The organism is Bacillus sp. FSL K6-6038 (genome assembly GCF_038050455.1).
Taxonomy (GTDB): domain Bacteria; phylum Bacillota; class Bacilli; order Bacillales; family Bacillaceae_G; genus Bacillus_A; species Bacillus_A pseudomycoides.
In genome coordinates, this window is record NZ_JBBOUH010000001.1 from 2695693 (window position 1) to 2707964 (window position 12272).

General features: G+C 32.8%; 8 protein-coding genes and 2 pseudogenes. 1 reads left to right on the plus strand and 9 read right to left on the minus strand.

Going from position 1 to position 12272, the window contains the following annotated elements; genetic code table 11:
• Nucleotides 1-31: 31 nt before the first annotated feature.
• Nucleotides 32-1351: a hemolysin BL lytic component L2 gene (gene hblC / locus NSQ40_RS13950; RefSeq protein WP_033796773.1), complete on the minus strand. Its 1320-nt coding sequence runs from the start codon at nt 1349-1351 to the stop codon at nt 32-34.
• An 854-nt stretch (nt 1352-2205) separates the two neighbouring features.
• On the minus strand, nt 2206-2793 hold the full coding sequence (locus NSQ40_RS13955; protein WP_003202601.1) for a GNAT family N-acetyltransferase: 588 nt from the start codon (nt 2791-2793) through the stop codon (nt 2206-2208).
• Nucleotides 2794-3220: 427 nt separating this feature from the next.
• Between NSQ40_RS13955 and NSQ40_RS13960 the strand changes: the two are divergent.
• Nucleotides 3221-3547, plus strand: a pseudogene (locus NSQ40_RS13960) (zinc dependent phospholipase C family protein); the annotation flags it as partial.
• Nucleotides 3548-3982: 435 nt separating this feature from the next.
• Here NSQ40_RS13960 and NSQ40_RS13970 read toward each other — a convergent pair.
• The 7 genes and pseudogenes from NSQ40_RS13970 to NSQ40_RS14000 all read right to left on the minus strand — a co-directional run bounded on the left by NSQ40_RS13970 (nt 3983) and on the right by NSQ40_RS14000 (nt 12249).
• Nucleotides 3983-4111 (minus strand): hypothetical protein, encoded by a 129-nt coding sequence (locus NSQ40_RS13970; RefSeq protein WP_003197979.1) that lies wholly within the window; start codon nt 4109-4111, stop codon nt 3983-3985.
• Nucleotides 4112-4116: 5 nt separating this feature from the next.
• A complete protein-coding gene (locus NSQ40_RS13975) occupies nt 4117-5187 on the minus strand; it encodes a Rap family tetratricopeptide repeat protein (RefSeq protein WP_033797826.1) in 1071 nt (356 codons plus the stop codon).
• Between the two features lie 204 nt (nt 5188-5391).
• Nucleotides 5392-7095 carry a M4 family metallopeptidase gene (locus NSQ40_RS13980; RefSeq protein ID WP_033796195.1) on the minus strand — a complete coding sequence of 568 codons (1704 nt, stop codon included), beginning with the start codon at nt 7093-7095 and terminating at the stop codon, nt 5392-5394.
• 682 nt (nt 7096-7777) lie between these two features.
• Nucleotides 7778-9874 carry a HelD family protein gene (locus NSQ40_RS13985; RefSeq protein ID WP_003207321.1) on the minus strand — a complete coding sequence of 699 codons (2097 nt, stop codon included), beginning with the start codon at nt 9872-9874 and terminating at the stop codon, nt 7778-7780.
• 338 nt (nt 9875-10212) lie between these two features.
• Nucleotides 10213-11121 (minus strand): annotated as a pseudogene (locus tag NSQ40_RS13990) (LLM class flavin-dependent oxidoreductase); the annotation flags it as partial.
• Between the two features lie 170 nt (nt 11122-11291).
• A complete protein-coding gene (locus NSQ40_RS13995) occupies nt 11292-11579 on the minus strand; it encodes a hypothetical protein (protein ID WP_003197969.1) in 288 nt (95 codons plus the stop codon).
• 292 nt (nt 11580-11871) lie between these two features.
• The gene (locus NSQ40_RS14000) at nt 11872-12249 is read right to left on the minus strand and encodes a gamma-glutamylcyclotransferase family protein (RefSeq protein WP_003198106.1); all 378 of its coding nucleotides are present in this window, start codon (nt 12247-12249) and stop codon (nt 11872-11874) included.
• Nucleotides 12250-12272: the final 23 nt, after the last annotated feature.

Below are 12272 nucleotides of genomic sequence, written 5' to 3' on the forward strand. Positions count from 1 at the left end.
ATAATCTTTGCAGATTTCAAAAAACATAATATTAAAATTTATAAACTTGTTCTTCAAGGTAACTTGTTACATTTTTTAATTGTCTTAATGTATCTTTTTGAGACTGCTGGTCAGTTGTATCAACATTAGTAGATAATTTTGTAATATTATTTTTGATTAGATTCAAATCTTCTTTATAGCGTTTTAGTAGGTCAAGTTCTACATTTACTTGATTTGCAAACGTATGCAAATCATTTTGCATAAGAATAAGCATTGATTTTTGTAAATCTGCTATTTTTAGGTTCTTTGTTAAATCATAAAATTTTTGGTTTTGTGTCTCTAAATCTGCTAAATGTGCTCGCTGTTCTGCTGTTAGTTTATTTACCTCAGCGAAGGCACTATATGTTTTCTTAACTTGTTCAGGGTCAATAACTTTCGTAAGGTCATACTCTTTTGTTTGTGCAACTGCAGCTGCAGCTATTTCAGCTTGTTTGCTTTTCTCAATTGCATCACGAGCTTCTTTTTTGGCAGCTTCAATCTCTAAAGCAGATTTCCCTTTTTCTATCGCTTCTTTCCCTGCTTTTTCCTCTGCTTCTAAAATAGATTTGTTAATTTCTTTTCCTTTGTTATACGCTGCCACCGCTGTTTGAGCAGCAGGTTCAATGATATCTTTTGAAAGGTTATAGACTTCTTTGAATATAACAAACCCTTGTTCATTTAAAGCTCCTGGTAACAATGCGATTTGTTGTAAATCATTTTGAATTGATTTTTGGGTATTTAGTAATTCATTTTTTAGCTGGTCTATTTTCCCTGTTCCATCTGAACTTAGTACACCCTGTGCTTTTGTCACATCAGTATCGAGATCTTGAAGTTTTTTATCAAGCTGTAATTTAAGATCTGTTAATTCATTAATCTGACGTTGTACGTTTTCTTGGTTTGTCATCGCTTTATCTTGAAGAACTTCTAGTCTATCCAAGAAACCTTCTTTATCTTCTTTATTGTCTACAAACTCTTTTAATGTTGGATAATAGCTATTAAATTGATTTACAAATCCTTTACTTTTTGAATTTAATAGAACTAATTTTGGATAAAGTTCCGATGACCATTCGTTCATATCTTGTTTGATTAGGGATTGGTTCGTATTTAAAGATGGAACTTCCTCTAGCTGTACATTAGGGCTCATTAAAGCTTGATCTATATATGTTTGGATTAATTTCGATTGTGCACCTAATTTTCGTAATGATGAGGAAATATCCGTGTTTTCCTGTTGCGTTTCTGCTTGAACGATTGGTGTTGCGAGAGTATTGATAGGAATAGTCGCTCCAGTAACAATGGATGTTATTAAAAATCCTTTAATTATTTTATTTTTCATTCCGTACACCTCTTCACTATTGTCTTTTTAGAATCTTATACATACATCTTGAACGCTCTAACGATAGGCTCTCTCCTTGCACACGCTTGAGGAAGGAGAATTCTTTCGGATAGAGTGTTAAACTCTGGTTATTATTTACTTCTCATAGAATGTAAGGACCTTACTTCCCCCTCATTTAAACACTATGTTTTTAATAAGTAAACAATAAAATCCCATCATTTATATTTAATAATTCAGATATTTTATATTTATAATATAAAAAAATTATATTAAAAAAAGTTAAATACTATTAATCGCTTCACTAAGTGAAATAATTATACTATGATAATTAAACCTAAAATATAGTGATTTTCATTGATCTATACTAATCTCTTGCTAAAAAATGTTTTTAATATAATTTAATGGTACTTCATATATAATTTTACTTTATTTGGAAATGCACAATTACATATAAATATAGTCATATCAACCATAAATAACTCATACTATTATTACCTTATGAATAGTAATTTGATTTTCCATAAACATTACAGGGGAAATTTTCTTCTAGGGGTTCAGCCGAGATATACACATTACCTTAACTAAGAAAATTAAAAAACGAATTTAAAAGGGCCCTTACGTTGAATACATGTACTCAACGTAAGGGCGGATTATGTAAAATGACAATAAAGTTATTTAATTTTAAAACCTAAAACACGTATAACCCCGTTCTGATTTTAAGACGGGGTTAAAATAAAGTTGTTTAATTTTTGATGTGAAATACTTCACTGCACTTAAAAATACAACAATAAAGTCGTTTAAATCTAAGTGTTATTGCACAATCGCGTCCTTTTCTGGAACAACACCATTTTCTTTTAATGATTTTCCATCCACTCTGACTTATTTAATATATAGTGATTATATAATTCGCTTTCTATTGTCTGTTGATTCAGATAAGTAAATCCACATTTTTCAATAACTTTATTTGATGAAACGTTGTTAATTAAAGCTACTGCGTTAATGACATCTAAATTTGTATTTGTAAACAAATAGTTAATCAATCCTTTAGACGCTTTAGTAGCATATCCTTTCTTTTGATATTCACTTGAAATGGCATACATAATTTCTCTATTCGGTGAAGGTAGCTCATCTTTAATGCCTGTACAGCACCAACCAATACATTCATTAGTTTCCTTAATAAATACCCCTAATTTTAAAAAATGAACATCTATGTTTGATGTATTTACAGCGGCATCAAGAAATGCTTTATTTGCTGGTATTTCATAATTGGTAACCCAATCTACCCTTTGTTCTTTTGTTGATTTCCAGTCTGGCAAGAAATTAAATATTTCGGGTTGATTTGAAATTCTGTATATACTATCTGCATCTTTAATGGAAAACTCTTGAAGATAGATATCTCCGCAATCAATTCTAAATAATCTTTCTGATGTTTTACGCTTCATAACTCTTCCCCTTGTAAGTCATATTTTCATTACTTCTTTTATTGAGCAATCTTATTCCATTTAACTCCCTTTTCCTTAAAAACAATTTAATCATTAGCTGTATCCAGTGAAATTCGTTAATACCACATCCCCATCTTAAAATACTTTAAATACTTCGAAAAATCAATATAGTTATTCTTTATTTAAAGATAAATAAAAACCATAAACATTACTTAAAGAACTATAAGGACTATGGTTTTATTTAGTATAGTTAACGTGTAAAAACGGGGCATGTTGATACAATATTTACCAATCTATTATTATTTGGGTTGTAATTAAAATGAACATTTTTTCTATAGACAGCAATATTAAGAAATAGATTATTAAAACAGTATTCCTATTACTTTATCATCTTTATTATTTTATAAGATGGATCTAATTAACTTCCGATAACGATTTGAAAAATGCATTTTTCTATTTAGGATTATCACTTCATTATTTAGGAGATGTTAATCAGCCTATGCATGCAGCAAACTTTACTAATGTTTCGCTTCCAGTTGCCTTACACTCAAAATATGAAAACTTCGTCGATATTGTAAAAGACAATTATAAAGTAAAAGATGGAAATGGCTATTGGAACTGGAAAAGTGTAAATCCAGAAGATTGGGTCCACGCTTCTGCAGTTGGTGCAAAAGCTGATTTCCCATTAATTGTTCATGATAAGACGAAAGAGTTATTTATAGATGCCACTGTATCACAAGACGCTGCTGATAAAGTGAAACTTTAATCAGTGGGGGTTTTCTCCATCCCCCACTGATTATTAGTTGAACCAATCGGGCTTTTACGGGCAGTTTATCTCCCACCTAGCTTCTTTAGAAAAGCGTAAGCGGCTCGCTCAGAATCGCAGGACGTTGGAGCCCCCGACAGAGAGGCGCTTTTTGCCTCGTCCGAGAGGGCGAAACGACCGGAGATTCTAGCCGCTAGAGCTGGACAATGCTTTCGCAGAATTTTGAGGCGGGAGTATTACTGCCCGTTAATGCGGAATAAACGGCGTGTTGAAGTAACACCGGTGACCGGAAAACGTTTAATGGAAGCGCAACGTATTACAGCTGGATATATCCACTTATAGTTTGATACGTATGTGAATCATAAATAATAAAATAATTGAAAAAAGAGAGTCCCTTTCCCAAAAGGCACTCTCTTTTTTCAATTAGATAGTTTCTCCATGATCTAAACAAAGTAGATTAGCTTTAGCTGATGGCTCTTTAATAGATTGATTAGCAACACCAAAAGATAAAATCCCTGTAAAAATCATTACAGTTAAAAGTACTTTTTTCATTATTTTTAGGCTCCCTTCTCCAAATCTTTTTTGTCAGCATCTAGGGCAATGTGAAAGAATCTACTGGCTTTTTCATCATTGCTTAGGTCATAGAATTTACTTCCGAGAATTGAAGCATATTCTTTTACATGACCCCATAGATTTTCTTTCTTGAAGTAATATATTCCTGTCATAATAACTTTCTCTAGTTCCTCAATCTCTGCTCCCTTATTCAGTTCTCTTAAGATAGCAAAATGGCACTTATATTCTTTAAGTTTTGTAAGGTTATATCCTTGTTCAATTAGATCTGCAGCAAGAAAATTTTCTCCTAACTTATAGTATTCCCTAGCTAATAAAAACATAGTTTTAGGGTTATTTTTTAAAGAATCCTTTAAATACTTAATCGCTAGCTCTGAAAGGTTTTGATCAGCATATAATAATCCTAAATTATGTTTCACTTTAGCTATTAGTTGTTCTTCTCCATATTTTTCAAATATTCTAAGAGCTGAAATGAAATTTTCCTCAGCAATTTCATACAGCCTAAGTTTAGTACAAGCAAGTCCTATGGTGTTTTGACAGGAAGCAACTTTCATTTCATATCCTGTATGCTTCGAAAATACCTCTTTTGCCTTATTAGCATATTTAGCAGCCAACAACGGGTTTAAGGATTGATAATGGAATACTGCAAACATGTAATCAAATTCAGCCTTTTCTAATTCATCTGGAATAGTTGCTAAGAGTTTTTCAGCCTTCTCATATTGTTCTTTAGCTTCATTATGATTTCCAACTGAAATTGCATAAATAGCTTTGAAGAAATGATAATAATATTTCAAAAATGTTTCGGTTTGTTCTGGAAATGGAGCAATCTTTTCTAGACAGTCTTTAGAACCATCTATATCACAAACCAGTAAATTATATCTAAAGTTAAGTAGGGAATAATAGATAGAGATATTAGAGTCTTCTTCAATACTATGAATATTTCTATCAATCTCTTCTTTTAAGTGTTTAGCTTTTATTATATGTTGAGAAATAATTGCATTATACCAACTGCTTAATAATGTTATTATTTCTTCTTTTGCTATTATATGTGTATCCATAATATTCTTCATCCTATTATATTAATATTATAACAAAAAACAAATTTTCCGACATTTTATTCTGTAAAAAGCTAGATAGTACCTAAGGTACTATCTAACTTTCCATAATGTTGTCGAAACAATAGCAGAACCTGGCCTATCCTCTTGCTTATACAACCATTATGTGTTGAGTTCATCAATACGGATAAGAACTATATTTCTCACTTACTTAATTTTTGCTGCATCAAAAGCTTTTTGAACTGCTTGAGCCTCAGTTGAGTTCGCCCCATATTTATTTGCTGCAACTCGAAGGCATGCCGATCTCAATTCGGAGAAACCAGAAGTCATGTTTAATTCATCAGTGTTTGCATAATGGAAAATATCAAACATTTTATCCTCGCCAATACCTTTTACAGTTACACCGTTATGAGTGCCACCTTTTGCAATTAAATACGCAACTTTATTAATAATACTTGAGTTGAAATGAACACCTCCATTATCCCATCCATTAAAATCGTTAAATTCACTATAATCATCTGGATACGGTACTCCAGTTGAAGAAGGAACTGAAGATGGATTTGCCATATCACGGAAAACTGATCCAGTTTGTTCTCCCATTGTCCAGTTAAATTTCCCCTTGTTTATATATTTCTCAATAGCTGTTCCCATAATATCAGATAACGCCTCGTTAATCGCACCAGATTCTCCAGAATATTCAAGATTAGATTCGCTAGATGTAACCGCATGTGTAAATTCATGTCCTGCTACGTCAAATGCCTTTACAATAGGATCTCCATATACAAGCATGCTACCATTATTAGCACTTAATGCGTTCTGCCAATTCTTCGGATCATTTGTATCTTCAGAATCCCAGGCATGTACAACTGAAACTACTTTTTGTCCCTTATTATCAAAACTATTACGCTTGTATTTATCTTTATAAAAATCATATACCTTTGTTGCTAAGAAATGAGCACTTACCGCTTTTGGATCATTAAATGTTGTTGAAGTGCTAGTTGCTAGTGTACCAGGGTAATAGCTTTCCTCTTTAGTAATATCTCTGTAATTCACATCATACGTTTCAATTCCTTGCCCTCTAGTGTAATCAGCAAGTGCATATTTCCCATTACTTTGTTTAGAAATACCAAATGTACGAGATATACCTAAATCATCTTTTCCTGTTCCAGTTAATGATGTAAGATTGCTTTTTCTACTTTCCTTTAAGGCTCCAACAAGCTTTTCACTTGCTTTTAAATCTGATTCTTGTACCATATTTTTTAACATATCACCATTATGAGCATTCACTAAATAGGTTCCAGATACATAGTTTGGTGTTGCAGCAGCAAATGTAACTTGGTATGCATTGCTGGCTTGTCCATTATTTTCATCAACAAAAATAACTTCCTTTACTTCTGGCTCAGAAATAAACTTGATATCATTGCCGTACTTCGTATAAATATATTGTTTCGCTTCTTCTTGTGATAGATTAATAGGCTTCTTTAAATCTTCTTGTTTTAAATTTTGCGCGCTATCTCCTGAAACACTTTTAATAACACCCTTTTTATCTACGTGTGCAGTCAATTGATGCCCATATACTTCTTTTCCTTCATATGTTTGTTGCATACGCACAAGTGTAGTTCCATCATAAGAACCACGCTTTTGAAGAACCTTATAATCTACTCCCGTTTCTCCATTAACTTGTTTTGGAGACAAAGCTTGCTCTGTCTTCTCCTTAAGAGCATCTTTTACTACATTTTCTGGTGCCTTTTGTGATGGTCGTGTAAGTTCACCTGTACGAAACGAATCCTCTTGCATTTGAACTTGTAGTTGATCTGTTTCCTCTGCATGACCTAGTCCATATGGTGTTACAGTTGTTAAAGCTAATCCTGTTGTTAATGCAACTGTAGCTAATGTTTTTTTATTTTTCATGTTTTTCACCTCGTATAATTTTCTGAAATATTAAACTTGTAAAAAGTATACTGTCTATTCTTGTCAAAAAAAAGAGAAAATGCCGAATTTATGTAACATTATGCAAAATTACATAATTTAGTGTCGATAATCCGTTATTTAAATTCAATTATTCTAGAAAAAATTAATGTTTATAATGAATGGGATATTTTAAAGGAAAACGGTTGAAGAAGGTAATTCTTTTAGTAGCCGGTTACGTGGGCCAAGAATATATATTCGAGGAGAGAAATTATACTTCATACAGTGTTCTTATCTCTTTTTTACTTTATATGATGGCAGAATGGATTGTGGAGGAAACAAATCAGGAATCGTATTTCATCAGAGTTTATACATGAAGAGATCAAAGTTTTTACTCAAGACATACTAAAAACTGCTCCTATTAAGAAGTTTAGGCTGTGGAGAAAGTCTTCTCCACAGCCTATGTTTGTTCCTGAACCGCTTAAAAAAATATTCACTATAGGAGATAGCACTCATAGCCGTTAAGTTAAGAAATTCATTATTCTCTAAAACTAAAAAATACGCTGCATTCTCAAAAGAACTAACTGTAGAGAAAGAAAATTTTCGTTTTGGGGGTATTTAATTTCGTTAGGTTGATGACGATGGGGTGCTACCTCATTACTTGAAAATCCTATTGAAACATCTATTATTTACTTTCATAAAACTCTTCTTGTATTCCTTGAATTAAAGGTGATGCTTCCCCAGAATAGAAAATTCGCAAATCATGGAGAGATCTTGTACATCCAACATATAATAATTTTGCATCATGCTTCGTACCTTTATAATGTACTTCATCAACATCAACAAGAAGTACCGCATCAAATTCTAATCCTTTTGCTAAATACACAGGTACAACTGAAATACCACCCTCATATTTACTTTGGTTTGCTTCGATGACGTTAGCAGTGATTCCTGTAGCTGTTAACTTTTCATATATATCACGACATTCATCATCTGTTCTTCCTATAACAGCAATCGTCTTCACATTTTCATTCTGCATATGTTGTAGAGTCTTTACAATTGCGGCAAATTGATTGTCCGTAGAAATAACCTTTACTTTCTCACCACTACGGAAAACAGGGGTTGCGAGTCCTACTGGAATTTCAGCATTTTTAATGACTTCATTTGCAAATTCAATAATTTCTTTTGTAGAACGATAACTCCTCGTCAGTTCATAATAACCGGTTTCTTGAAATACTTCTTTAAAGTCATTCCAGTCTTCAATCCCTTGATAATCATATATTGCTTGCGATAAATCACCTAAAATCGTAAACGAGTTACCCATTGTAATTTCCTTTAATATATAAATTTGGAATGGTGAAAAGTCTTGTGCTTCATCTATAACAACATGGTGGAATTTTTGCCCGATTTCGATACCTGCTAATCGATGGTGAATATGAATAAGAGGTGCTAAATCTTCTACATACACTTCTTTTTTACGGCAATTTTTTTCTGTTTCTTGAACAAGTTCTTCAGGCAAAACTTCCAATATTTCTTTTTGCTTTATCATCGAACTATAAAATGATAGCGGGCTCATTTTAGGCCAAAATTTCATATAGGCATTTAATCTCTTTGTAGCTTCTTTTTTTAATGCTTTTTTCTCATTTGTTCCTTCAAACTTTTTAAGTTCAATCTCAATCCAGCGCTTTATTCGACCGACTAATCTTTCTCTACGCTTCCTTAATGGATAGTGCTTATATTCCACTTGCATCCATTTTCTAATTTCTTCTACTGCAATAGATGCTTTATCCCATGCCTCAAAATCTTTTGTTGGCAATAAATTCTTTTCAAATTGAACAATATTTTCTTCAATAAATGACTTGAATTTCATCGTTCCTTTTAATTTACCGAGCATAACCTTTTTATCATCGCGATTTATCGAAAAAGCTTCTTTCAACTTTTCGTCAGTATCTTTCAATTTCACCGCAGCATCTAATGTATTTAGCGCCCAATCTTGAAATGTTGTTTGCCTAATATTTCCTACACCAAGTTCAGGAAGTACACTAGAAATATAATCTAAAAACAAACTGTTTGGAGCAAATACAATCATTCTCTCTGCCTCTAGCTGCTCGCGATATTCATAAATTAAAAAAGCAAGGCGATGTAAAGCGATTGTTGTTTTTCCGCTTCCTGCAACCCCTTGAATTAATAATGGCATGTTTTTCTCTGCACGAATAATGTCATTTTGTTCAGATTGTATCGTCGAAACGATATCTTTTAATTTATTATCCTTGTTTTCACCTAATCGATATAGAAGAAAATCATCTGCAAGAGATACATCTTCACTTCCTTTTACATATGTATCAACAACACGTTCCAGTTCTCTTTTGCGAATAGCAATGTTCCTTTTTAAATACACATCGCCCTCTACTAAGCCATCTGGTGAATGATAAAAAGCCGGTTCTTCACCACCAGTAAATGAATAAAACATACTAGCAACAGGTGCGCGCCAGTCAATAACAATTGGTTTCATCGTTTCTTCATCAGAAACACCTACTTTACCAATATAAATCGGGTTTGGTTCTGGCTGTCCATCCTCCTGAAAATCTAATCGCCCAAAGTATGGTTCTTGCACACCAATACGTAGGTTTTGCCGATTTGACTCCCTCATACTTTCAAGTATTTGTTCTTTAAAATCCTCGCCATAGTAAACTGGAATTTTTTCCAATTTGTCTAGTTGTTCATCCATTGTAGATAAAGTTTTTTTCATCCGCTGTAATTCTTCTTCAAATATAGTACTCATAATGCTGATTCCCTCCTGTCCGTTCGAATTTTTCAGTCGAGATACAATTGTATAAAAAATACATTTATAAAGTCAATAGTTCGAGTTGGAATTTTCTAAAATATAAGAATACAAGAAAAAATCCCGCCTTTTTTCACTATTCATTATTTAATTTTTTTCTTTTATACGATAAACATTCGTACAAAAATGTTCATTGATAAAATAGATAAAGGCATAAATAAAATCCCATCGCCATCAAATATGAAATTTATATGCTAAATTCACTTATTAAGCTATTAATTCCCAGTCGGAGTAAATAAAACCATCTTTTTTGAAGTGTAATTGGTCCTATCAATTTTTCACTTACATGCTGGAATTACATACTTGCCAAATAAGTCTAAGGATGAAAGCACTTTATGATGTTCTAATCCACCAAAATTCATTACTGCCATAAAATTCGTAACACCTATTTCCCTGTAGGACTGAATTTGTTTAATAACTTCATCAGGACTTCCTATTACTGGATTGAATTTATGTTTAAGGTCTTCATATGAGATATTCGTCCCACGCGGAGTATTCATAAATAGTTGATAAGGATCTTTTGCATTGGATTCAGCATCTACATATGTTTCACCAACATGAACATGAAATGCAACAGGGATTTCTAACTGGTCTGGATTACCGTATCCTGATTTCAGATACATATTTTTGTATGTATCAATCAGCTTTGCTAATTCATCCCGTGATTTACTAAACCCAAGGCCCATGAAATTGCTTCCCATACTAGCAACATGACTAACACCTTTTTCACTAGAGGTTGCAATCCAGTGAGGCGGAAACGGAGCTTGTATTGGCTGGACACTAAGTTTAAGATCATTGTATTGAAAAAACTTTCCTTGATGGGAAAAAGGCTTACCTGACCACGCCTTACGTAACACTTCTAGAGACTCGTTAAAACGCTCAGTTTTGTCCTCCAATGAAATATTATAACCATCAAATTCCTTCTGTGCATATCCACTACCTAACCCAAAATCTAATCTTCCGTTTGATAAAAGATCAACCATCGCATAATCTTCAGCAACTCGTATAGGGTTGTGTAATGGAAGTACTGAAACACCCACACCAAGGCGAATTCTATTCGTCCTTTGAGATACCGCAGCGAGCAGAACTGCTGGGGAGGGATTAATACCAAAATCTGAGAAATGATGTTCTGTAAACCATACTCCGTCAAAATTCATTTCTTCAGCCCGAATGGCTTGCTCCAATACCTCATTATAGAATTGTCTAGAAGTTCGGGATAATTGATCGGGTTAATTGTCAAATATTGTTAATGTACTAAATTTCATTTCATATCGCTCCTGATAATTTTATTTAGCTTCTTTATTTCACGGATTGTTTTCAAGAAATCCAGATGATAATGTACTTAAAAATAATCACTCTAATTTTCCGAATCATTCCACCTACGGCTGATTTCTAAACCATAATCCATATCATAAACTTCTTTTATAGCTTTAACCTTTTCAAGACTCTCTTGGCTAAATACAGGTTTGTTTTCAAAAGCATGAAGAACTATTCTTTCAAGAAGAACGCCTAGTGAAATATCATGATACTCTGCCATCGCTTTCAAAACTTTTACCATTCTTTTTTCCATTCTAATGCCAGTTTGTACACGTTCAACTTTAATTTTTTGATCTTTTCCACTCATTTTTTCATTATGTTGTTTCATAATTACACACCCTTCTCGCTAAAAAAACAATGTTTTGTTACCTATATAACAATGTACTATTATAACAGTGTCGCATGTTTTGTCAATTGTGTCATTATATTATCGATTTAACATAATGGAGTCTCGCCCCATCACTATCAAGATATTATAAATTTCTATCCACATAATGAAAAAAACGCGATTCTTTTTGTAGAAATATACAGAAAGAATCGCGTTTTTGATATAAATTTATCAATTAAAATGTAATTACTATTTGTACTATAAGAAACAATTCCTTACTTCCCTTATCGATTCAATTTCGATAGCTCACCCAATCACCAGTAATTATTGGTCTCTGTAACATCCCGTCATTTTGTGCAATATAGACATATGCCCCTATACTTCTATCCCCAAAATAGACGGTCTGTGTAATCCGGTCATATAAATCTTTTTCAGGATTACCTGTATACTCTTCAAGTTCATCTAACTTTTTTAAAATCTCATCACTTACTTCATATACTTCTCCATATACCTTATTATCACTCGAAAGAATCATTGCAGGATAACCTTCATTTGTATCAAATAGTTTCCCATAAGTCCATGCTTCTTCAGCTATACATGTTGCCCCATGTAAGTAATGAGCATTTGTTTGTTGTTTTCTTAATGTGCCGTAAACAAAAACATAGTGCATTTCCCTATCCCCTTAGTACTTTT